We start from the raw sequence: 23448 nt of genomic DNA, 5'->3' as shown, positions 1-23448 counted from the left end.
CCTTCAGCGCTTATCCATCAAGCGCCAGCAGCTATTGTTTTAGAAGCAAAAGGCCCACGGGGGCGTGCACCACCGTGGGCCAGCCCCCGTGCGGGGGGACGCGCAGCGCTTACTTGGACAGGTCGATCTTGTACTTGGCCATGCCCTTGCCCGAGCCGTCATCGGCCGCGAGCAGCGACACGCCGGCCAGCCCCGCGGCCTGGGCCACGGGCAGCGCGTCCGCGCCGGAGCTGAACACCACGTCGCCCGCGGTCGTCACCTGGGTGAAGCGCCAGCTCTTGGCCGCTCCGTTGGCCACGCGCGTGACCTGCGGGTTCTTGCGCACGTACTCGATGACCACATCACGGTTGGCATCCGGCGAGGCCCAGATGGTGGCCGAGCCGTCCAGCTTCGGGATGAAGCTCTTGCCGCTGGTGGCGCGGTAGTTGTTGGTGGCGATCACGAACTCCTGCGCCGGGTCGATGGGCTGGCCCTTGTAGGTCAGGCCCTTGATGCGGCTGCCCACGGGCTGCGTCACGTCGATCTCGTACTGCACGTCCGCGGTGGTGAACATGTCGAAGTTGTAGCCGGGGAAGGTGCTGATGAGCGCCTGCTCGCCGGCCTTGGCGGGGTCGATCTGGTTGAAGCGCTTGGCGGCGGCCTCCAGCCAGTCCTTGATGTCGGCGCCGTTCACCTTCACCGCGTACACGGTGTTGGGGTACAGGTACAGGTCGGCCGCGTTGTAGATGGCCAGCGGGCCGGCCGCGACGTCGGTGAAGTCCTTGCCGCCCTGGAAGCCCGACTTGAACGGCGCGCTCACCGACAGCACGGGCAACTGCGCGTACTGCGGCAGGTTGGCCTGGATGTAGGCCGCCACGTAGGCCTGCTGCGCCTGGTTCACGATCTGGATCGCGCCGGGGTCGCCCACGTCGGCAAACAGCGTGCTCATGCGGAAGTCGGTGTTGCCGATCGGCGTCTTCACGTAGTTGATGGCGGCCTGGTGCTGGCTCTCGATCAGCGGTGCCACGGCGGGGTCAGCGGCCACGAATACGTTGGCGCCTGCGGCGTCCTTGGTCTGGATGTTGCGCAGCTCGCTCTTGCTGGCGGCCTTGTCCACGCTCCAGGCCTTGCCGTCCCACTTCAGCGCAAGCTGGATCACGCCCAGCGACTTGCCCCAGGAGCTGGCCATCACAGCAGGCACGCCATTGATGGTGCCGGCCTTGTTGTCCACGCCAGCCTGCGTGAAGGCGGGCTTGGCCGACAGGTCCGGGAACACGCTGTGCTGGTGGCCCATGACCATGGCGTCGATGCCCGGCACCTTGGACAGGTGCAGGCCCGGGTTCTCCATGGTGGGCGAATAGCTGCTGGCGTCCAGGCCGCCGTGCAGCAGCGCGACGACCAGCTGGGCACCCTTGGCACGCAGCTCGGGCACGTACTTTTGCGCGGCCTCGACGGCGCCTTCGGTGTAGACCTTGCCCTCCAGGAAGCGCTTGTCCCAGTTCATGATGCCCGGCGTGGTGAAACCGATCACGCCGATCTTGATGGGCAGCTGGACCTCCTTGCCGTCGCTGGACTTGGCCACCAGCGTGCGCTCCAGTACCGTGTAGGGCTGCACCAGGGGCTTCTTGGTCTTGCTGCTGTACACGTTGGCCAGCACGGCGGGATAGCCGTTGCCCGCACATTTCTTGGTGGCGTCCACGCCGTCCACCTCCAGGCCGCCGCCCAGCACCTGGTTCAGGAACGGCAGGCCGTAGTTGAACTCATGGTTGCCCAGCGTGCCCGCGTCAAAGCCTAAAGCGCCCATGGCTTTGTACATGGACAGCTGCTGCGTGCAGGGGATGGGGCTGACCGTGGCCTCGTAGTCGGCCAGAGCCGTGCCCTGGATGGTGTCGCCGTTGTCCACCAGCAGGGTGTTGGCGAACTCCTTGCGCGCGGCGCGCACCAGCGTGGCCGTGCGCTCGAAGCCGTAGGTCTTGTCCTCAGCCAACTTGAAGTAGTCGAAGCTGCGCACGTTGAAGTGCAGATCGGTGGTTTCCAGCACGGCCAGCGTGGCCGTGGCGGGCGTGGCGGCGGAGCTGTCGCCATCGTCGTCGTTGCCGCCGCAGGCGGCCAGCAGCGCGGCACAGGCCAGCGCGCCCAGCGCATGGCGACGGGGGAAAACAAAGGCAAGGCGCACGGCAAATGGCTGGCCGCGCAAGAAAGTGTCCTGCATGGAAGACCCTGGTGGTGGATAAAACACCAGAGTCTGTGGGCCGGGTTTGACAGGCATGTGACGCCGCGGGTCCACATGTCGCATCCGTCTTCACCGCGCTTGCCACAAGCGCCAATAGCTATTGAATCAATAGCTATCTCAACCGCCGCGGTTGCGCATCCAGTCGGCCGTTCCCATGAAGCTCTCGTTCAGGCGCGCGCGCAGATCGTCGGGCACGTCCACTTCCCCCATGGCCTGGTCCATGCAGGCGACCCACTGGTCCCGCTCCAGGATGCCGATGGAAAACGGCATGTGGCGCGCGCGCAGGCGCGGGTGGCCGAAGCGGCTCTGGTAGTGGTCGGGCCCGCCCAGCCAACCGCAGAGGAACCAGAACAGCTTGTCGCGCGCGTCATCCAGGGTAGTGCCGTGGCTGGCACGCAGCTCGGCGTAGCCGGGCTCCAGGTCCATGAGGTCGTAGAAACGGTCCACCAGTTGGCGGATGCGCGGCTCGCCGCCGATCCGCTCGAACGGTGTGGCAGGCGTGGGGGCGGACGGCGCGGAATCAGGTGCTGACATACGCGCCATTGTAGAAAGCGGGCCGGCGCCGGCGCCGCTTCCTCAGGGCTGTCAACGCTCGCCGCGCGCCTCGGCCTTGGACTGGCAGGCAATGCAGCGCGCCGCCGCGGGCTGGGCCAGCAGGCGGGCCACGCCCACGGGCTGGCCGCAGTCAGTGCACTCGCCATAGCTGCCGTCGGCCAGGCGTGCCAGGGCCGCGCGCACCGCCACCAGCTCGTCGTGGTCGCGCGTGGCCTCGGCGTCGCGCACGGTGGCTTGCGCCATGCGGTCGGCCTGGTCCTTGCGGTCGTCCAGCCGCTCGGCATCGGCGCGGTTGGTGGCCACGGCCAGCGTGTCGCGCTGGGCCTCGCCCAGTTCGGCCAGCAATTGCTGCTTGCGCTGCTCCAGCGCACCGCGCAGCTGTTCGCGTTGGGAATCGGAGAGAGGGGTGGTGTTCATGGTTTCAGCATGCCACTGGCGATACGAGGCATGTTGACACACATCAAGCACCGCCCTCCGCGCCACGGCCCGCCGCCTGCCAACGGCCGCACAGCGCCACCGCATCCCATGCCCGGTCGGTGGCCACATCCAGCACCTGTGCCTGCTCGTCGGGCGCCAGTGGCTCGGCGCTGTCCTGCTGGCGCGCGAGCACGGCCAGGCTGGCCTCCGACGGGTCGGTGCCGGCCGCGCTGCGGCGCAGCACGCGCTCGCGCAGTTGCTGTGGGTCCGCATGGCAATGCAGGATGGTGAACGGAACGCCCAATTCGCTTGCCAGCGCGCGAAAGGCGTCGCGCTCGCGCCGGTGCAGGAAGGCCGCGTCCACGATCACCGGGTAGCCTGCCTGCAGCACGGCGCGCGCCTGCTGGCGCAGGTGCGCGAAGGTGCGCCGCGAGGCCTCGGGGGTATAGATGTCCACACCCCGCGCGGCGGAGCTGTCCAGCGCCGCCAGGCCATACAGGCGCTTGCGCTCTACATCCGAGCGCAGGCGCACGGCGCCTTGCTCCAGCAGCGTGGCGGCGACGGTGGACTTGCCAGACCCCGACAGTCCATAGGTGATCAGCAGGCGGGGGGCCAGCGGCGCGGCCAGGCGTTCGGCGCAAGCCAGATAGTCCGGCCCCGATGTCCCCGCCAGACCCTGCGCGGCACGCAGGCGCGCGGCCATGGCCCGCACCAGCGCGCGGTAGACCTCGTAGGGGCGCAGCACGGCCAGGCCGGCATAGTCGCCCGTCACCGCCAGGTAGCCGTCCAGGAAGCGCCAGGCCAGGTCCGACCGGCCATGGGCATGCAGGTCCATGCTGAAGAAACCCGCGTCGGCCAGCGTGTCGATCCAGCGCAGCGGCGGGCTGAACTCGATGCAGTCGAAGGCGGTGAGCACACCCGCCAGCAGCACCACGTTGCCCAGGTGCAGGTCCCCATGGCCTTCGCGCACATGGCCCGTGGCGTGGCGCACGGCCCAGCACAGGGCCAGCAGGGGCTGGCGCGCGCTGAACCACATGCGCAGCGCCGCCAGCCGCGCGCTCTCGGCTTCGCCGAGCAGCGGCACCAGCGTGTCCAGCACGCCGGTGATGGCCTGCTCCACCTGCACGGCCGTGCCCCAGCCGCCATCCGGCGGCGCCACCGGCGCGCCGACGTGAAAGCGCGCGAGATGCGCGGCAAACGCGTCCACCTGCGCGGGCAGCAGCGCGCCGGCGCGCACCAGGGCATCGGCCTCGCTGCCCTTGGGAAAGCGGCGCATGCGCAGCACCCAGTCGATAGCGTTGCCGGCTTCCTCCACGCTCCCCAGGCGCGGCGCCTTGGCGCTGCCCACCACCGGCAGCATGTCCCGGTAGAGCATGGGCGCCAGGCGCTGGTTCAGACGCAGTTCCTCGCCGCAGAAATGGCGCCGCGCCTGCAGCGTGCGGAAATCGGCAAAGGGCAGGTGCAGCGGCTTTTTGAGCTTGTAGGCATGCGTGGGGGTCAGCAGCAGATGCGACAGGTGCGTCTGCACATGCTCCACCGGCCCCCCCTCGGCCACGCCCAGGGCCCGACACAGCGCGGCAGCCAGATCGGCACTCTCGTCTGCGTCAATAACCAAATTGGCCTCCAGCTCAATACCAGCAAGCGCTGGCAGCTATCAAAATCATTGTTGACGATGGCGCAGCGAGGCGTCCCAGGCCGGGTTGGGCAGGCCCTGGCCGGCGTACTGCTGGTGGCGCGAGTTGGAGCGCCACACGCCGCCGCCCACACCCACCTGCGGCTGCGTGCGGTACCAGTACCAGCGCCCGTCTTCGTCCTGCGCCAGCCAATCCCAGCCCTCGGGCGCCTGCGACCAGTCGGGTTCCCAATGCGGCGTGTCCTGTTGCGGCATGGCCCTCCTCACTCCTGCGCTGCGCTGCGCAACGTCTGTACCACGGGGCGGCGCAGCACCTCGCGCAAACCCCACCAACCCGCCGCCAGCGCCAGCAGCGCACCCGCCAGCGCACCGGCGATCGGCACCCAGAACTGGGCCGTCCAGCTGAAGTCGAACACATAGCGCGCCAGCGCCCAGCCCACGGCCACGGCCACACAGCTGGCCAGGAAGCCCGCCAGCAGGCCCACGCCGGCCAGTTCGGCACGCTGCACCTGTCGCAGCAGGCTGGCACGTGCGCCCACGGCACGCATGATGGCGAATTCGCGTGCGCGCTCCTCGCGCGTGGCGGTGACGGCCGCGAACAGCACCACCAGCCCAGCCGCCAGCGTGAAGGCAAACAGAAACTCCACCGCGCGGATCACCTGCGCCAGCACCCCTTGCACCTGGGCCAGCGTGGCGCTCATGTCCACGTTGGTGATGTTGGGGAAGGCATGCACCAGCGCGTTGTCAAAGCCCGGCTGCTGCGGCGCGCGGTAGGCGGCCAGGTAGGTGTAGGGCACGTCGGGCATCTGCGCCACCGGGTACATCACGAAGAAATTGGCACGCATGGAACTCCAGTCCACCTGACGCAGGCTGGTGATGCGCGCCTCGCTCTGCACGCCGGCAATGTCAAAGCGCAGTCTATCGCCCAGCTTGAGGCCCAGCGTCTTGGCGATACCCTCCTCCACGCTCACGGCGCCGTGCTCGTCAGGGGTCCAGCGCCCGCCCACGATGGGGTTGTGCTCCGGCGCGTCGTGGGCGTTGGAGAGGTTGAACTCACGGTCCACCAGGCGCTTGGCGCGGTCGTCCTCATAGTCGTCCATGCTCACCGGGCGGTCGTTGATGGCCACCAGCCTGCCGCGGAACATGGGGTACCAGTCGTACTGCGCCACGCCCGCCCGCTGCAGCATCTGGCGAAAGGCCTCGGCCTGGTCCGGCAGGATGTTGATCACGAAACGGTTGGGCGCCGTGGCCGGCGTGGCACGCTGCCAGCTGGCGATGAGGTCCGTGCGCAGCAGCACCAGCAGCACCAGCGCCAGCAGCCCCACCGCCAGACTGCTGACCTGCACCACGGCATAGGCGGGGCGCGCGGCGATCTGGCGTGTGGCCAGCACCAGCCAGCGCGGCGCCGTGGTCTCGCGCACACTCTTGCGCAGCAGCCCCACAGCCGCCCAGGCCAGCGCGGCAAACAGCAGCGCGGCTGCGGCAAAACCACCCACGGCGATCGCGCCCAGCTTCCAGTCGCGGCTGACCACCAGCAGCAGCGCCGCAAACCCCGCCACGCCCAGGCCCAGCACAGCCAGGGACGTGGGCCGCACATTCCCCAGGTCACGCCGGATCACGCGCAGCGGCGGCACCTGCGCCAGCTGCAGCACCGGCGGCAGGCCGAAGGCGCACATCAGCGTGAGGCCCACGCCCACGCCGAAGGCCACGGGCCAGAGGCTGGCCGCAGGCAGTGCCGATTCCACCAGCCCCGCAAGCAGCAACACGAACACATGGTGCACCGCAAAGCCCAGCAGCACACCCAGCGCGCTGGCGAACAGGCCGACCAAAGCGAACTCCATCACGTAGGCGCCGGCGATCGTGCGCTGGCTCTGGCCCAGCACGCGCAGCAGCGCGGCGGCGTCCAGATGCTCGTTGGCGAAGCCGCGCGCGGCCAGCGCCACGGCCACGGCCGAGAGCAACGCCGCCAGCAACGCCACGAGGTTGAGGAACTTCTGCGCGCGGTCCAGCGTCTGGCGCATCTCAGGCCTACCGCTGTCCAGCGACTCCACACGCACGCCGCGCATGCCCGGCTCGGCCGCCGCCGCACTGGCCCAGGCGGTGAAGCGCTTGACGGCGTCCGGTGTGCCGGCCACCGCAAAGCGGTAAGTGATGCGGCTGGCGGGCTGCACCAGCCCGGTAGCGGGCAGATCCATCGCATTGAGCATCACGCGCGGGGCAAAGTTCATGAAGCCCGCCCCGCGGTCGGGCTCCAGCGTGATGATGCGCGTGATGCGCAGTTGCGTGTCCCCCAGCAGCAGGAAGTTACCCAACTGGAGCGCCAACGACTCCAATAGCGGAGCGTCCACCCAGACCTCGCCCTGCGCTGGAATGCTTTGTGTGGGAATGCCGGGGCGCTGAGGGGCGTCCGCCACCTGCAGGCGGCCGCGCAACGGGTAGCCCGGCTCCACGCTCTTGAGCGCCACCAGCCGGCTGGCGCCGCCCTGCAGATCGGGCGCGCGCCCCATGGTGGGAAAGCTCAGGGTGGTCACGCCCGTCAAACCCAGCGCCCGTGCCTGCTCCACAAACGCGACGGGCGTGGGGTTGTCGCTGGCCACCACTGCGTCGCCGCCCAGCAGTTGCAGTGCGTCGCGCGCCAGGCCACCCTGAAGTCGATCCGCAAAGAAACCCACCGAGGTGAGCGCTGCCACGGCCAGCGTCACGGCGACCATGAGCAGGCGCAACTCGCCCGCGCGCAGATCACGCCAGAGCGTGCGCCAGCCCAGGCGAGCCCATGGCACAGCGATGCGGCCGGTTGCCGAGTCTTGCGAAGATGCAGAGGCGGGGGATGCGGGCATGGCGTGCATCATGCCACCGGCACTATGTGTGCCTCAATGACCGCCATTGGCCACATAGGGCCCCTTGCGCCGCTACGCAGCGGGTACAGGCGGCGCCTGTGCCTGCTCTGGCTGCAGCACCAGCCGATCCGCCCCGCTGTAGCAGAGAAAGCGCCGATTGGTCGCACGTCCGATGGCGCACAGCCCCAGCTGGCTGGCCACGGCATGCCCCATTTGCGTCATGCCGCTGCGCGACACCACGATGGGCACCCCCATCTGGGCGGATTTGATGACCATCTCGCTCGTGAGGCGACCCGTGGTGTAGAAGACTTTGTCGCTGCCTTGCATGGCCTCGGCAGGCTGCTGCATCCACATCCAGCCCGCAATGGTGTCAATGGCATTGTGGCGTCCCACGTCCTCCACAAAGACGAGCATCTGCGGCCCCTGGAACAGGGCGCAGCCGTGCACCGAGCCAGCGGACTTGTAGGTGGATTCCTGAAGTCGGATGGCGTTGACGATGCCGTACAGCTCGGCCTGCGTCAGTTGCGCGGGAGGCAGGTGTATGCCGGCCACCTCGTCCATCAAGCCGCCGAACACGCTGCCCTGGCCACAGCCGGTGGTGACGACCTTGCGCGCGGTGCGCTCTTCGATGCGTGCGATGCCGCGGCGCGTGGCGACGGCGGCGGCGTTGACCTCCCAGTCCACGGTGATGGACTCGATCTCCTCCACGGAATCCACCAACCGCTGGTTGCGCAGGTATCCCAACACCAGCAGCTCGGGGTGTGCGCCCAGCGTCATCAGCGTGACCAGCTCGCGCCGATCCACGTACACCGTGAGCGGGCGTTCGGCGGGAATGTGCAGCTCTTCGCGCTCGCCTCTTTCGTTGATGGCTTGCACCGCATGGGTGAGCGGCGCAACCGCCTGCGTGAGCCGCGGCACACTGGCATGGCGAGAGAGGGTCTGTGGTTGGGACGTTGGCGTCATGGGTGCAGCGTACACGTAACGACGCCCCGGCGCGCAGAGCGCGGCGGGGCGTGCAGTACAGAGAGGCCACAGTCACCGGCCCGCGGGCCTCCAGGCACTGCGGACTGGCGGCTCGGTCAGCTCTTGGGGGCCGACGCGGCGGCGGCCGGCACGGCCGTGTTGGGGGGGCTGGTGGCAGTGCCCGCAGGCGAGTGAGCACCCGCGGCCTCTAGCGGCTTGGCCTCCGGCGGCGTGTAGCTGAAAGGACCCGGATCAATGCACGCGGGGGCAGACGCCGCAGGCGCGGCGTTCGGCGCGGTGCGGCGGTAGTGCGCCACCACGCGGTCCTGTGCCTGACACAGCTTATAGGCGTCCACCTTGCCGGACCATGCGGCCTTGGCGGCGGTCTCTGCCGCCTTGGCCTGTGCCTCGGGCGACAGGGGCGGCAGCTTGGCGGCTGCCACGCCGGCCAACGACGCCAGCGCCAGACCCGCTGTGCAGCGGCGCACGAGAGTTGCTGCAAAAATCATGAGGTTCCTCCTACGGCGGGGTGGGAAGGCGTGGTTTGCGCGGCGGGAGCCGCACCACTGCGCTGTGCGGGAATCTTGCCGCTGCGGACATCGTCGGCCCACAGCTCATGGTGCTCGCGCGCCCAGGCCTCGCTCACGTAACCGGTCTTCATGGCCTTGTAGGCCCCGCGCATGCCGATCGTGCCCATGTAGATGTGGCCCAGCAGCAGCGCCATCATCCAGAGGGCCAGCGTGGCGTGCACCATGTGGGCGATCTGCATCTCTCCGCGCAGCAGGCCCCAGCCGGGGATCAACTTGTCGAGCACCAGGCCCGACAGCACAACAAACACGCCGGGAATAGTGATGCCCCACCAGAACATGCCCTTCTCGCCTGCGTTGAAGCGGTGCGACGGCACTTCCTTGTGGGTGAACATGCCACCTACCTTGGACAGCCAGACGAAGTCCGCGCGGTTGGCGATGTTGTCCTTGATGAAAGTGACGATGATCACCGTGAGCGACACGGCGAACAGCGGGCCCATGAAGTTGTGCACGTTCTTCGCCGCGTACGCCAGCCAGCCGAAGAGCTGTGCGCCCAGCACGGGCAGCAGGAAGAACTTGCCGAACGCCATCAGGATGCCCGTGATGGCCAGCGTGACGAACGCAATCGCATTGGACCAGTGCGCCGCGCGCTCGAAGGGCGTGAAGCGCTCGATCCGGCGACCGCCAGCCTCGGCATCCGCGTGGCCCAGGGTGCCCTTGGTCACAAAGAAGATGGCCAGCGCCAGCACGGTGATGCCCAGCAAGGCCGCACCGTAGGGAATGATCCAGTTATTGCGCACCTCACGCCACGCCTGGCCTGCCGTGGTGTAGCGCGAGCCGGGGTATTGCGCGAACGGCTGGATCAGGTTGCCGGCCTCAGGGGCCTGGCTCGCCGGCAGGCTGCTGTAGCCCGTCACCCCATCTCGCACCTGCCGCCACATGGGCGCGTTGTTGCCCGGCTGAACCTTGGCACGCTCACCGTTGGTCTGCTGGGCGTAGCCCGGCTCCTCACTGGCATCGGGCTTCACGTCGAAGATGTTCTGGCTTTTGACGGCACCAACCGCCGCCGGCACAGGGGCAGCGTCTGCCGCCGCGGGCGCTGCCGCGTCGCTGGCGGGCGCCGCCGGGGCCTGCGCCCACGCGGCACCGCTGGCAAGCAGCAATGCACACAAGAGGTGTTTCATGGCAGACCTCGCATCACCGCACGCGGTTGTATTCGTTTTGGCCGTACTGCATGCGGGTCTTAAGCTTTTGCTCCCAGCTGCCCGCATCGCCCGCCTTCCAGTCGGGAGAAGTGAAGTTGCTGCCCGTGCCCGCGTAGGGCGGTGCGTCGTACTTCACACCGCCGCCGGTCTGCGGTTTCTCGCCGCAGGCCGTCAGGGCCACGGCTGCGCCCAGGGCGCCCAGAACATGCCATGCACGCGTCTTCATGACTTTGCTCCCGCCGGCGGCTGGCCGGCCTGCTTGGAACCATAGGCCGTGCCCCAGCCCCAGACCTCGGCGCCCTTGCCCCGCTGGACCACGCGGGTGCGGAAGATGTCGGCGACCACGTCGCCGTCACCGGCCAGCAGCGCCTTGGTGGAGCACATTTCGGCACAGGCGGGCAGCTTGCCCTCGGCCAGGCGGTTGCGTCCGTACTTCTCGAACTCGGCCTGGCTGCCGTGCTCCTCGGGACCACCGGCACAGAAGGTGCACTTGTCCATCTTGCCGCGCACACCAAAAGTGCCCTGCGAGGGGAACTGCGGCGCACCGAACGGGCAGGCGTAGCTGCAATAGCCGCAGCCAATGCATACGTCCTTGTCATGCAGCACCACACCCTCTTCCGTGCGGTAGAAGCAGTTCACGGGGCACACCGCCATGCAAGGCGCATCGCTGCAGTGCATGCAGGCGACCGAGATGGACTTTTCACCGGGCACGCCGTCATTCAGGGTCACCACGCGGCGGCGGTTCACACCCCAGGGCACTTCATGCTCGTTCTTGCACGCTGTCACGCAGCTGTTGCACTCGATGCAACGCTCCGCGTCGCAAATGAATTTCATCCGTGCCATCGCTGCCTCCTTATGCGCGTTCCACGTTGCAGATCGTGGTCTTGGTTTCTTGCATCATGGTCACGCTGTCGTAGCCATAGGTCGTGGCGGTGTTGACCGCCTCGCCGCGCACCACGGGCGCTGCCCCCTTGGGGTAATACGCCAGCATGTCGGCGCCTTGCCAGCGGCCGGAGAAGTGGAATGGCATCCACACGGTGTCGGGCGCTACGCGCTCGGTGACCAGGGCCTGCACATTCAGGCGCGCGCCCGTGGGGGTGCTGAGCCAAACGCGCTCACCGTTGCGGATGCCACGGTCGGCAGCGGTCTTGGGGTTGATTTCCACGAACGCTTCCTGCTGCAACTCGGCCAGCCAGGGGTTGGAGCGGGTTTCTTCACCACCGCCTTCGTACTCGACCAGGCGGCCCGACGTCAGGATGAGCGGGAACTTCTCGTACACCTTGTCCGCCACATTCTTGTCCTGCAGGCTCTTGTAGAGCGTGGGCAGGCGCCAGAAAGCCTTCTTGTCCTCGTGCGTGGGGTACTTGGCCACCAGATCGGGACGCGTGCCATAGATGGGCTCGCGGTGCTGGGGAATCGCATCGGGGAAGTTCCACACCACGGCCCGCGCCTTGGCGTTGCCAAAGGGATGGCAACCATGGTTCTTCATGACCACGCGGATGATGCCACCCGAGGAATCGGTCTTCCAGTTCTTGCCTTCGGCCGCCGTCTTCTCGGCGTCGGTCAACTCGTCCCACCAGCCCAGCTTCTTGAGCAGCACGTGGTCAAACTCGGGGTAGCCGGTGGTGATGTCTGCGCCCAGTGAGTGCGATCCATCCTCGGCCAGCAGGTTCTCGCCATTGCGCTCCACGCCGAAGTTGGCGCGGAAGTTACCGCCACCGTCCATGACGTGCTTGGATGTGTCGTACAGGTTGGCCGTGCCTGGGTGCTTGAGCTCGGGCGTGCCGTAGCAGGGCCATGGCAGGCCGAAGTAGTCGCCAGCGAAGTCGTAGCCGGTTTCCTTGTCCTTGCCGCCCTTGGCCTTGAGGGTCTTCACGTCGAACACATGCATGTTCTTCATGTGGGCCTTCAGGCGCTCAGGGCTTTGGCCGGTGTAGCCAATGGTCCAGACACAGCGGTTGATCTCACGCAGGATGTCCTCGGGCACGGGTTCGTCCATGCCCTTGACCTTCTGCATCTGGTAGTTCTTGACCAGTTCCTTGTCGAAGCCGAGCTTCTGCGCGAACTGGTACATGATCATGTGGTCGCTGCGGCTCTCCCAGAGCGGCTCGATGACCTTTTCGCGCCACTGCAGCGAGCGGTTGGATGCCGTGGCCGAACCACTGGTTTCAAACTGGGTGCAGGCCGGCAGCAGGTACACGGCCCGGTTGGGATTCAGATCCTCTGGCTTGCCGGGCATGGCCGCCATGGCCGCCGTGGCCGACGGATAGGGATCAACCACCACCAGCAGGTCCAGCTTGTCCATCGCGCGCTTCATCTCCAGGCCGCGCGTCTGCGAGTTGGGCGCATGACCCCAGTAGAAGACACCGCGCAGGTTGGAATCCTGGTCGATGAGCTCGTTCTTCTCCAACACGCCGTCGATCCAGCGCGAGACGGTGATGCCGTTCTTGCTCATCATGGCGGGCGATGCGTAGCGGCCCTTGATCCACTCGAAGTCGACCCCCCAGGCGTTGGCGAAGTGCTTCCACGAGCCTTCGGCCAGGCCGTAGTAGCCTGGCAGGGAGTCAGGATTGGGGCCAACGTCAGTCGCGCCTTGCACGTTGTCGTGGCCACGGAAGATGTTGGTACCACCACCGCTCTTGCCCACGTTGCCCAGGGCCAACTGCAAGATGCAGGAGGCACGCACCATGGCATTGCCGATGGAATGCTGCGTCTGGCCCATGCACCACACGATGGTGCCGGGGCGGCTGTCGGCCAGCATCTTGGCAACCTTGAACATCTGTTCTTCTTTGACGCCGCAGGCCTCTTCCACCTTGTCGGGTGTCCACTTGGCCATGACCTCGTCGCGCACCTTTTCCATGCCGTAGACACGGTCATGGATGTACTTCTTGTCTTCCCAGCCGTTCTTGAAGATGTGATAGACCAGGCCGAACAGGAAAGGAATGTCGGTGCCCGAGCGGATGCGCACGTACTCGTCGGCCTTGGCGGCCGTGCGGGTGAAGCGTGGGTCCACCACGATCATCTTGCAGCCGGTTTCCTTGGCATGCAGCATGTGCAACATGCTCACGGGGTGGGCTTCAGCCGCGTTGGAGCCGATGTACAGAGCGACCTTGCTGTTTTGCATGTCGTTGTACGAATTGGTCATGGCGCCGTAGCCCCAGGTGTTGGCCACACCCGCCACGGTGGTCGAGTGGCAAATGCGCGCCTGGTGATCGCAGTTGTTGGTGCCCCAGAAGCTCACGAACTTGCGCAGCAGGTAGGCCTGTTCATTGCTGTGCTTGGAAGAGCCGATGAAGTACACGCTGTCAGGGCCACTGGCCTTGCGCAGTTCCAGCATCTTGGCGGAGATTTCGGTCAGGGCCGTATCCCAGCTGATGCGCTCGTACTTGCCGTTGACCAGCTTCATCGGATAGCGCAGGCGGTACTCGCCGTGGCCGTGCTCGCGCACCGAAGCGCCCTTGGCGCAATGCGCTCCCAGGTTGATGGGCGAATCGAACACCGGCTCCTGGCGCACCCATACGCCGTTTTCCACCACGGCATCCACCGCGCAGCCCACCGAGCAGTGCGTGCACACGGTGCGGCGCACCTCGACCTTGGTATCGCCGATGGCGACCTTGGCACCCTCGGCTGCCTGAGATTTGCGCACCAGCGTGAGCTGCGAAGCGGCAATGCCCACCCCCACCCCCAGGCCCGAGCGGCGCAGGAAAGCGCGGCGGTCCATGGTAGGCAGGGCCTGCGAGAGCCCACGCCGCAGGCTGTGCACGAAGGGGGAAGAGGCCTGTGCACCTTGCGGCGCATGGGAAGATTTTTTAGTCAGCAACATGGCGAACCCCGCTGTGCCGCATCAGATGCGGGTGGTGTTGTAGTAGTGGCGGACATGGTCCGATTCATGGTAGCCGCCGCCCCGCTCGGGGGTAGGGCGCGGGGCCTGTTCCACCACAGCCTGCGGGGTGGTCACCATGCGCGGAAGCACGGCCACGGAAGCGGCTGCGGCACCGACGGTGGCAGCACCTGCAAAGAAACGACGACGGGAAGGGGTGGGCTGGCGGTCCTGCATTTTTGTCTCCAGGAATGCTGGCAAGAAAACGGAAAAATCGCGGCGTATGAAGCCGCATTCATACAGTCTATGACATTGGTCACAATGCGGCAACGTCACCCGAGGATCGGGCTCACCTTTGGCGATGGGCGTGCTGCACCGTTGTACGTTCCGCGCTAGGTGCGGCGCCGCGCTTACTCGAGCATGTCGAAGCCCTGCGACTCCACAGCCACGAAGGCGCGCGTGAATCGCGCCAGGACGGCGTAAAAGCGCGCCCGCGGCTGCTGCTCCAGCACATCACACAACTGCAGCACCCAGGGCTGGATATGCGCGGCAAAGAAGGTGCGCTGCGACTCCAGGTGGCACACGCCCCCATCGTCACCAGCGATCAGGTAGCGCATCACCTCGCACAGGTAGGCGATGTGGTCCTCGGTATCGGGCATGTCCTCCGGTGCGGCCAGGCCCAGGCGCTGCAGGTCGGTGCGCAGCCGCGCCAGGGGCTTTTCGTTCAGAAAGCCGCTCAGGTAGTGCGAGCCGTACAGGAATACCTCGGGCTTGCCCACGCCGCCAAAGAGCGCGTCGTACTCGTCGGCCACCGCGCCGTCCGTCAGCTCGCGCGCCACGGCAACGAGCTGCTGCCAAGGCTCCTGCAAAAAGGCGCCGCTGGCGGGCGCCTCGGTCACGGCGACGCGCAACGCATCCAGCAGTGCCGGATCGGGCGAGGCGTAGTACAGCTGGGCCAACAGGCCGTACAACTCTGCGCGCGCGGTTTCCTCATCCAGCGCGGAGGTGGTGGCCGGGGCGGTGAGGTGGGCTGTGGTGGGGCTGCTCACAGGTCGGTCACTTTCGCTTCGTTCTGGGCGGAGTACAAGTCAATCACGCGGCAGTCGCCGCACATCTTGAGGCGTTCCAGCGCCTCACCCTGGAACATCGGGTGGTCGGCCAGCCTGCCCAGCATGGCCTCGATGGCCTGCAGCGTGCCGAAAGGCTTGCCGCAGCGGATGCAGCCATAGGGCTGGGTCTCGTTCAGCACGCGCGGCTGGCCGCGCTCCGGCGTGAGCAGCATGCGCGGCTGCAGCGCGATGGCGTTCTCGGGGCAAGTGCGCTCGCACAGGCCGCATTGCACGCAATTCTGCTCAGTGAAGCGCAGCTGCGGTGCCTGCGGATTGTCCTGCAGCGCGCCGGCGGGGCAGGCGCTCACGCAGCTCAGGCACAACGTACAGCGGTCCTTGTCCACGACCACCGTACCCCACGGAGATGGCCCTTTGGGTAGCGCAATGGCCTCGGGCAACTCGCGCGCGGGGGCATTGGTCACCAGATGATCCAGCGCCAGCTCCAGCGTAGCGCGCTTGTCATTGGTCGGCGTGAAGCGGGCGGCCTGCGCCGGTACGCTGCCGCACGCGCCGCCGATCGCGCGCAGCCCCGCATCCAGATCGGTCGCGGAGCGCGCATGCACGCAATGCAGATGCGTGCCCGTATAGCCCAGGCCGTGCAACAACGCCTGCGCCACCGCCATCTGCGACTGCAGGCCCTCCACGTACTGCGGTGCCTCGTCCCCCGTGAACAGCACCGCCACCTGTGTCGCCCCCTGCGCGATGGCACTGAGCCACAGATCGATACCGACACTGGCTGTATGCCATAGCGCCACGGGGATCATGTGCGCGGGCACGCCCTGGGCCACGCCCAATTGGGCCGCGCGCCCCAGTTCATGCACGAGCTGCTGCCCGCTCTCCTGGCTGTGCAGCAGCAGGCTGGGCTGGCGGCCGCCGGCCTGGGCATAAGTGGACAGCAGGGTACGGATGCGCGTGCCCATGTCCTGCGCGGACGGGTAGGTATAGCCCATGGCGCCCGTGGGGCAGACCGTGGTGCAGGCGCCGCAGCCCACGCACAGGTGTGGATTGACCACCACCTGCTGGCGCACGGGGTCGCTGCTGATGGCCTCGGCCGAGCAGATGTCCACGCAGGCATTGCAGCCCACCTCGCGGTTGCGGCTGTGGGCGCAGAGTTTCTGGCGGTAGCTGAAAAACTTGGGCTTCTCGAATTCACCCACCAGGTCGCGCAGGCGCAGCAGCGCCTGCAGGTCCTGCCCGTCCCAGCGGAAGTACCCCTGCGGCAGCGCGTGCTGCAAAAAGGTGGGCCCGGCGCCGGCAGGGCGCAGGTCCAGCACCAGATCAAAGTCCTGCGACTGCACCTCGGCCTCGCGCTCGAAGCGGATGGCACCCGCCACCGCGCAGGCCTTCACGCAATCGCGGTGGCCGGTACAGGCCGTCATGTCGATCTGGTAATCGAGCCCGATGGCGTTCTCGGGGCAGGCGGTCACGCAGGCATTGCAGCGCGTGCACAGGTCCAGGTCGATGGGGTTGTCCGCCGTCCATTGCAGCGCAAATCGCCCCAGCCAACCCTTGAGTGACACAACGCGCCCGCCCAGCACGGGAAAGCGCCGCTCCTGCCGGCCACCGGCATCACCGGGGCCTTGCGCGAACAGCGTCACGTCCAGCACGTCGGCCAGCAGCGTGGCCGCACGCTCGGCGGCATCCAGCGCGCCGATGATCAGCAGACGTCCACCACTGCGAAAGCTCACGGTGGGCACAGGCTCGGGCTCTGGCAGATGGGCCGCCGCCAGCAACGCAGCGATCTTGGGGCCGGCCTGGCGCGCATCGCGGCTCCAGCCGCCAGTCTCGCGAATGTTGACGAAGCGCAGGGGCGAAGTGGCCCCTTCGGTCTGCTCGGCCAGTTCGGTGAACAGGCGTTGTTCCTGGGTGCAGGCGACAAGCACCGTCTCGCCGCTGCGCACGGCCTGCTGGAAGGCGCCGGCCTCGCGGCGGCACAGGGTGGAGTGGAGCGTCAGCTCCTCATGCAGAGCCGTTCCCAGTGCCCTGGGGTCCAGAGGCATGGTCCGGTTGCAATCGCATATCAGCGTCTTGGGCATCAGGTAGGTGGCTGGCGGGCGCGGTCTGCTGCGGTGCAGCATCCGGCGCCTGCGGGCTAGGAATGGCGTTGCATACGCCGGACTGTGCCACATCAAGGTCGCCCGCGGCCTGCTGCGGCTCGATCACCCCAGCACCCTGGCCGGCCTTTGCCGTGCTGGAGCGCTCCTGCGGCGCGTCCTCCTGCACCAGCCCCAGCACCTTGGCGCTGGCAAGCTGGCGCAGCGTGCTCAGCGGCAGCGGCGTGGGCTGGGTGTAGTCGTCGATATAGACATCCAGCCCGTCCATCACATTGAAGTGCGGGTCGCTGAACAGCTTCTTCATGGCGGCATTGCGAACCTCCGGCGCCACGCCGCGCGTCACGAAACTGGAGAAGTCGGACTCTGGCGTGAGCGCCTGCACGTCCTGCAGCGTAGGCAACGGCCGCGCTGCGGCTGCCGGTTGCGCTGCTGGCTGTGCGGTGAGTTGCTGCACGGGTGCCACAGGTGCTTCACGCTGCGGCGGCAGATCGGGCGCCGCAGCAACCTCCACCTCGGTCTGGGAAGCGGTTTCGGGGTCTCGCGCCTCCTGCTTGCGCCGCGACCAGCGGCCCAGGAAGCCCTCAGCCATGACCGCCCTCGCCTTCTGCCGGCGCGCCACCGCCACCGCCGCCTCCGCGCGTCTTGCCCGTGGAGATGGAAGCGGGGTTGCCGAACCGGTCGGTCAGTGGGCGAAAGCTCTCGGGCCGGCGGCGGCGCTTGGGCTCGGGCTGGTAGTGCTCCGTCACAAAGGCCTGAAGCCATTCGCGCACCGGGCCGGGCGCAGGCACCTGGTCCACGTTTTCCTGGGCATCCAGCCATCGGCCCGCATCGTGGTAGCTCAGGCTCACATCGACCGGGCGCGCCAGCTGGTGCCCGTCCGCGCCGGGCTCCTCGTCCATGCGCCAGTGCACGAACCAACAGGGCTCGGGCGCGCTCAGATTGAGGTGGTAGCCCTCGACATCGTCGCGGAACAGCTCCACGGCGAAGCCGGGGAACAGCCAGTGCTCCTCGGCCTCGCTCTGGCGCAACAGGCGGGGCACGGAGCCAAACACGTCTTCATGCGGCACGACCTCGCCCAGGGACCAGCGCCAGGGCTGCCAGCGGTTGTTCAGGTGCTCGCGGTGCATGACCACAGCAACGGAGATAAAGGGGCGGGAGGACATGCGCGCCACTGTACGCCGGAGTCAGCCGCCCTGCCCCTGCGGCGGCGCAATGCCCCGCACGGCCACGGCGCAATACTTGAACTCGGGAATCTTCCCGAACGGGTCCAGCGCCGCATTGGTGAGCAGGTTGGCCGCCGCTTCCACATAGGCAAACGGCATGAACACCGCACCGCGCGGCGTGCCGTCGTCGCGGCGCACACGCACCTGCACGGCACCACGGCGCGAGCGGATCGCCGCCCAGTCGCCCGGCGCCAGCCGCAGGCGCGCCAGTTCGTCGCCGTGCAGCGAGGCCGTGGCGTGCGGCTCGATGGCATCGAGCACGGCCGATCGCCGCGTCATGCTGCCCGTGTGCCAGTGCTCCAGCTGGCGGCCCGTGATGAGCACCAGCGGGTAGTCGGCATCGGGCCGCTCGTCGGCCGGGATGATGTCGGCCGGCACCAGCGTCACACGGCCCGTGGGGGTGGGAAAGCGCTCGGTGAATACGATGGGCTGGCCCGGGTCCTCGGCCGAGAGGCAGGGGTAGGTCACGCTGGACTCGCGCTCCAGCCGGTCCCAGCTGATACCCGCGATGGCGCCGGCCATGGCCTGACGCATTTCCTCGTAGACGGCAGCCACGCCAGCTTCTGCGCCCTCGTAGTCCCAGGCCAGGCCCATGCCCTTCGCCATCTGCTGCACGATCCACAGGTCGGGCCGCGCGTCACCCGGTGGCGTGAGAGCGCGCCGGCCCAGCTGCACCATGCGGTCAGTGTTGCTCACGCTGCCGGTCTTCTCGGGCCAGGCGCTGGCGGGCAGCACCACGTCGGCCAGCCAGGCGGTTTCGGTCAGGAAGATGTCCTGCACCACGAGGTGCGACAGGCTCGCGAGCGCCTGGCGCGCATGGTTCAGGTCAGGGTCGCTCATGGCCGGGTTCTCGCCCATGATGTACATGCCGCGCACCTTGTGCGGGTCGGCCTCATCGGCCAGGGCCTTGTGCATGATCTCGACCACGGTGTAACCCGGCGCGTCGTCCAGCGGCAAGCCCCAGAACTGCTCGAACCACGCGCGCGCCTCGGCGTTCTCTACGCGCTGGTAGTTGGGGAACATCATCGGGATCAGGCCCGCGTCGCTTGCGCCCTGCACGTTGTTCTGGCCGCGCAGCGGATGCAAGCCCGTGCCGGGCCGGCCGATCTGCCCGGTGACGGTGGCGAGGGCAATCAGGCAGCGCACGTTGTCGGTGCCATGCACATGCTGGCTCACGCCCATGCCCCAGAGGACCATCGACGCCTTGGCCGTGGCGAACGCGCGCGCCACCTCGCGCAGCGTGACCGCGGGAATGCCGCAGAGCGGCGCCATGGCCTCAGGGCTGTAGGCGCGCACGTTCTCTCGCAGGGCCTCGTAGTTGAGCGCACGGTCACGGATGAAGGCCTCGTCGGCCAGGCCCTCTTCGATCACCGTGTGGATCAGCGCGTTGAGCACGGCCACATCGGTGTCGGGCCGGAACTGCAGCACGCGCCAGGCGTGGCGCCCGATGTCGGTCACGCGCGGGTCGGCCAGCACGATCTTTGCACCCCGCCGGGCGGCATTCTTCATCCATGTGGCGGCCACGGGGTGGTTGGATGTGGGGTTGGAGCCGATCACCAGAATGACCTCGGCATGCGCCACGTCGCTCACCGGGTTGCTCACCGCGCCCGAGCCCACGCCCTCCAGCAGCGCCGCCACGCTGGAGGCGTGGCACAGTCGCGTGCAATGGTCCACGTTGTTGCTGCCAAAGCCGGTGCGCACCAGCTTCTGGAACAGGTAGGCCTCTTCGTTGCTGCCCTTGGCCGAGCCAAACCCCGCCAGCGCCTTGGGGCCGTGCGCATCGCGCAGCGCACGCAGTCCGCCTGCGGCGCGCTGCAGCGCCTCGTCCCAGGTCGCCTCGCGGAAGACCTCGCGCCAGTCCTCGGGCCTCACAGCGCCCTGCCAGTCCTTGGGAACGCCAGGTTTGCGCACCAGCGGCACCGTGAGGCGCTGCGGGTGGTGCGCGTAGTCAAAGCCGAAGCGCCCCTTCACGCACAGGCGGCCCCGGTTGGCCGGGCCGTCACGGCCGTCCACGCGCACGATTTTTTCGTCCTTTACGTGGTAGGTGACGAGGCAGCCCACGCCGCAGAACGGGCAGACCGAGTCCACCGTGCGGTCCACCTTCTGCGGGCCGATGTGGGTCTTGGGACTCAGCGCGCCCGTGGGGCAGGCCTGCACGCATTCGCCGCAGGCCACACAGGTGCTGGCGCCCATGGGGTCGTCCAGGTCGAAGACGATCTTGCTGTCGGCTCCGCGCAGTGCATAGCCGATCACGTCGTTGACCTGTTCCTCGCGGCAGGCGCGCACGCAGCGGTTGCACTGGATGCACGCGTCCAGGTGCACGGCCATGGCCGGGTGGCTCAGGTCGGGCGCGGGCTGCGCGCGGCGCAGCGCGGCCAGCGCGGGACGCACGGCCACGCCCAGCGCATCGGCCCAGGCGCTCAACTCGCCATGCTGCCCCGGGGGCGTTGGTACTTGGTCAAATTGTGCTCCAGCGCTCTCCTGGCAAGCGCTACCAGCTATTGTTTTTGTAGCGTCGTTCCACTTGTAGCCGGTCTCTGGCATGTCGGACAGCAGCAGTTCCAGCACCATCTGCTGGCTCTTGAGCGCGCGGGGGCTCTGGGCGTGCACGCGCATGCCGGGCGTGGGCGCGCGGCAGCAGCTGGGCGCCAGCGTGCGCTCGCCTTCGATCTCCACCACGCAGGCGCGGCAGTTACCGTCGGGCCGCAGGCCATCGGTGTGGCACAGGTGGGGGATCTGCACGCCGTAGCGGCGCGCGGCCTGCCACAGGGTTTCGCCCGGAAGGGCCTGCAAGAGTTCGCCGTCGAGCTCGAACGGCACGGCGCCTGCGCCGGTGTGCGGTGCGGCGCTCATGGGCGATCCTCCGGCACTGCGGCGGGCGGAATGCGCTCGGTGCGCACGCCGCCACGCGGCAGCGGCAGGTCACCGGGCCAGGGGCCCTCGCCCACCTCATGCGCAAAGTACTTGTGGATGCAGCGGATCGGGTTGGGTGCCGCCTGCCCCAGCCCGCAGATGGAGGCATCGGCCATCACCTGCGCCAGGTCGTCCAGCGTGTCCTCGTCCCACAGCGGCGCCTGCATGAGCTGCGCCGCCTTGGCCGTGCCCACGCGGCACGGCGTGCACTGGCCGCAGCTCTCATGCGCAAAAAAACGCATCATGTTCAGCGCGGCATCGCGCGCGCGGTCGTGCTGGCTGAGCACGATCACGGCCGCCGATCCGATGAAGCAGCCGTGCGGCTGCAGCGTGTCGAAGTCCAGCGGCACATCGGCCAGCCGCGCCGGCAGGATGCCGCCCGACGCACCACCGGGCAGGTAGGCATACAGCACGTGCCCGTCGGCCATGCCGCCGCAGTATTCATCCACCAGTTCACGCAGCGTGATGCCCGCGGGCGCCAGCTTCACGCCGGGTTCCTTCACACGCCCGCTCACGCTGAAGCTGCGCAGCCCCCTGCGCCCGTGGCGGCCGAAGCTGGCAAACCACTGGGGGCCCTTTTCCACGATGTCGCGCACCCAGTACAGCGTCTCAAAGTTGTGCTCCAGCGTGGGCCGGCCGAACAACCCCACCTGGGCGATATAGGGCGGGCGCATACGCGGCTCGCCGCGCTTGCCTTCGATGCTCTCGATCATCGCGGACTCCTCGCCGCAGATGTAGGCGCCTGCCCCGCGGCGCAGCTCGATGCGCGGCAAGGCGCACGGCGGGTCGGCCTGCAGTTCGGCAATCGCTGCCTGCAGGAGGGCGCGGCAGCCGTGGTATTCGTCGCGCAGGTAGATGTATACCTGCGCGGTGCCCACCACCTGTGCAGCCACCAGCACACCCTCAAGGAAGCGGTGCGGGTCGCGCTCCAGGTAAGTGCGGTCCTTGAACGTGCCGGGCTCACCCTCGTCGATGTTCACCGCCATGAGGGCCACGCCCCCACGCTCCCCGGCTTCGCGTGGTCCGCTGCCCGCCGAGGGGGCCGCTGCCTCGCTTGGGGCGGCCTGGCGCCCGGCAAGGGCCGCCTGCTCGCGCACGATGCGCCACTTGCGCCCCGCCGGGAAACCCGCACCGCCCAGGCCGCGCAGGCCCGAGTCCTCCATGGCCGCAAGCACGCCGTCGGCCGGCACGCGCCCCTGCGCCAGGCCGGCGGCCAACGCATAGCCGCCGCCCGCCCGATAGGCGGCCAATCCCACCCACGGCGGCGCGACCGCCTCCGGCCCGCGCGTGACGGCCGTTTGCGGCAGCGCTTCAAAAACAGGAGCTGTCGGCGCTTGAGGGTGCTGGGCCTGAGCCCGATCCGGCATCAAATCGACCCGCTCCAGCACCGCCCCCAGCGTGGCACGCGGCACCGGGCACTGGTGCACCACGGCCACAGGCGCCTGCTCACAGCGGCCCACGCACGGCGCGGCCTGCACACGCACGTCGCCATGGCCCGCGGCGCTCAGCCGCCCGGGCAGTTCGGCCAGCAACGCGTCGGCCCCGGCCATGCAGCAGGACAGCCCGTTGCACACGCGCAGCACCAGGCGCGGCGGCCCGTCGGCGTCGCGCAGCACCTCGAAGTGGTGGTAGAAGCTTGCCACCTCGTACACCTCGGCCATGGGCAGGTTCATCAGGCGCGCCAGCGCCACCAGGTGCCGCTCGTACAGCGCACCGTGGCGATCGTTGATCAGGTGCAGGTGCTCGATAAGCCGGTCGCGCGCATAGCCCTCGGGCGGGCGCGCGCCGATCAGCGTCTGCACCTCGGCCAGGGCAGAGGCCTCGGGCTGGCGGCCCTTGAGGTGGGCCTTGCGGCGCAGGCGCTCGCGCAGATCGTCTGCCGTGGCCACGGGCACGGCGGTGAATTCGGGTCGGGAGATCATGGAATCGCGGGGAAAAGGAAGCGCAGGCAGTGTGCGCCGCGCCCCCCGCGGCGTCAAT

The 23448-nt window shown here is 68.2% G+C and carries 19 protein-coding genes; all 19 read right to left on the bottom strand.

Going from position 1 to position 23448, the window contains the following annotated elements; genetic code table 11:
* Positions 1 to 109: 109 nt before the first annotated feature.
* The gene (locus MRB47_RS05215) at positions 110 to 2191 is read right to left on the bottom strand and encodes a bifunctional 2',3'-cyclic-nucleotide 2'-phosphodiesterase/3'-nucleotidase (RefSeq protein ID WP_252102095.1); all 2082 of its coding nucleotides are present in this window, start codon (positions 2189 to 2191) and stop codon (positions 110 to 112) included.
* Positions 2192 to 2329: 138 nt separating this feature from the next.
* On the bottom strand, positions 2330 to 2755 hold the full coding sequence (locus MRB47_RS05210; protein WP_015914100.1) for a group II truncated hemoglobin: 426 nt from the start codon (positions 2753 to 2755) through the stop codon (positions 2330 to 2332).
* A gap of 42 nt (positions 2756 to 2797) precedes the next feature.
* Positions 2798 to 3184, bottom strand: a complete 387-nt coding sequence (locus tag MRB47_RS05205) for a TraR/DksA family transcriptional regulator (protein WP_015914101.1) — start codon at positions 3182 to 3184, stop codon at positions 2798 to 2800.
* 43 nt (positions 3185 to 3227) lie between these two features.
* Complete coding sequence (locus MRB47_RS05200; RefSeq protein ID WP_252102094.1) at positions 3228 to 4799, bottom strand: AAA family ATPase; 1572 nt, start codon at positions 4797 to 4799, stop codon at positions 3228 to 3230.
* A gap of 45 nt (positions 4800 to 4844) precedes the next feature.
* Positions 4845 to 5072 (bottom strand): hypothetical protein, encoded by a 228-nt coding sequence (locus MRB47_RS05195; protein ID WP_252102093.1) that lies wholly within the window; start codon positions 5070 to 5072, stop codon positions 4845 to 4847.
* A gap of 8 nt (positions 5073 to 5080) precedes the next feature.
* Positions 5081 to 7654 (bottom strand): ABC transporter permease, encoded by a 2574-nt coding sequence (locus MRB47_RS05190; RefSeq protein ID WP_252102092.1) that lies wholly within the window; start codon positions 7652 to 7654, stop codon positions 5081 to 5083.
* 72 nt (positions 7655 to 7726) lie between these two features.
* Positions 7727 to 8617, bottom strand: coding sequence for a formate dehydrogenase accessory sulfurtransferase FdhD (locus MRB47_RS05185; protein WP_252102091.1), 891 nt, complete (start codon positions 8615 to 8617; stop codon positions 7727 to 7729).
* A 116-nt stretch (positions 8618 to 8733) separates the two neighbouring features.
* Positions 8734 to 9126 carry a hypothetical protein gene (locus tag MRB47_RS05180; protein ID WP_252102090.1) on the bottom strand — a complete coding sequence of 131 codons (393 nt, stop codon included), beginning with the start codon at positions 9124 to 9126 and terminating at the stop codon, positions 8734 to 8736.
* Complete coding sequence (locus MRB47_RS05175; protein WP_252102089.1) at positions 9123 to 10328, bottom strand: formate dehydrogenase subunit gamma; 1206 nt, start codon at positions 10326 to 10328, stop codon at positions 9123 to 9125. Before MRB47_RS05175 ends, MRB47_RS05180 begins: the two co-directional genes overlap by 4 nt.
* A 13-nt stretch (positions 10329 to 10341) precedes the next feature.
* Positions 10342 to 10575: a lipoprotein gene (locus MRB47_RS05170; RefSeq protein ID WP_047349804.1), complete on the bottom strand. Its 234-nt coding sequence runs from the start codon at positions 10573 to 10575 to the stop codon at positions 10342 to 10344.
* On the bottom strand, positions 10572 to 11192 hold the full coding sequence (gene fdh3B / locus MRB47_RS05165; RefSeq protein ID WP_011806563.1) for a formate dehydrogenase FDH3 subunit beta: 621 nt from the start codon (positions 11190 to 11192) through the stop codon (positions 10572 to 10574). Before fdh3B ends, MRB47_RS05170 begins: the two co-directional genes overlap by 4 nt.
* A gap of 10 nt (positions 11193 to 11202) precedes the next feature.
* On the bottom strand, positions 11203 to 14172 hold the full coding sequence (locus MRB47_RS05160) for a formate dehydrogenase subunit alpha (RefSeq protein ID WP_252102088.1): 2970 nt from the start codon (positions 14170 to 14172) through the stop codon (positions 11203 to 11205).
* Between the two features lie 21 nt (positions 14173 to 14193).
* Complete coding sequence (locus MRB47_RS05155; RefSeq protein WP_015914109.1) at positions 14194 to 14406, bottom strand: formate dehydrogenase; 213 nt, start codon at positions 14404 to 14406, stop codon at positions 14194 to 14196.
* A gap of 173 nt (positions 14407 to 14579) precedes the next feature.
* Complete coding sequence (locus tag MRB47_RS05150) at positions 14580 to 15218, bottom strand: molecular chaperone (protein ID WP_011806566.1); 639 nt, start codon at positions 15216 to 15218, stop codon at positions 14580 to 14582.
* Positions 15215 to 17278 (bottom strand): 4Fe-4S dicluster domain-containing protein, encoded by a 2064-nt coding sequence (locus MRB47_RS05145; protein ID WP_252102087.1) that lies wholly within the window; start codon positions 17276 to 17278, stop codon positions 15215 to 15217. The genes MRB47_RS05150 and MRB47_RS05145 overlap by 4 nt, the downstream gene beginning before the upstream one ends.
* Positions 17238 to 17921 carry a DUF3306 domain-containing protein gene (locus tag MRB47_RS05140; protein ID WP_088888675.1) on the bottom strand — a complete coding sequence of 228 codons (684 nt, stop codon included), beginning with the start codon at positions 17919 to 17921 and terminating at the stop codon, positions 17238 to 17240. Before MRB47_RS05140 ends, MRB47_RS05145 begins: the two co-directional genes overlap by 41 nt.
* Positions 17914 to 18495, bottom strand: coding sequence for a DUF3305 domain-containing protein (locus MRB47_RS05135; RefSeq protein WP_252102086.1), 582 nt, complete (start codon positions 18493 to 18495; stop codon positions 17914 to 17916). Before MRB47_RS05135 ends, MRB47_RS05140 begins: the two co-directional genes overlap by 8 nt.
* A gap of 21 nt (positions 18496 to 18516) precedes the next feature.
* On the bottom strand, positions 18517 to 21408 hold the full coding sequence (gene fdhF / locus MRB47_RS05130) for a formate dehydrogenase subunit alpha (RefSeq protein WP_252102085.1): 2892 nt from the start codon (positions 21406 to 21408) through the stop codon (positions 18517 to 18519).
* Entirely contained in the window at positions 21405 to 23390 is a 1986-nt protein-coding gene (locus MRB47_RS05125) for an NADH-ubiquinone oxidoreductase-F iron-sulfur binding region domain-containing protein (RefSeq protein WP_252102084.1), read from the bottom strand. Before MRB47_RS05125 ends, fdhF begins: the two co-directional genes overlap by 4 nt.
* Positions 23391 to 23448 lie beyond the last annotated feature (58 nt).

Source organism: Diaphorobacter sp. LI3, from assembly GCF_022807955.1.
GTDB lineage: Bacteria > Pseudomonadota > Gammaproteobacteria > Burkholderiales > Burkholderiaceae_C > Diaphorobacter > Diaphorobacter nitroreducens.
Note: the sequence above shows the minus strand (reverse complement) of the source record. Positions and strands in the feature narration are given on the sequence as shown.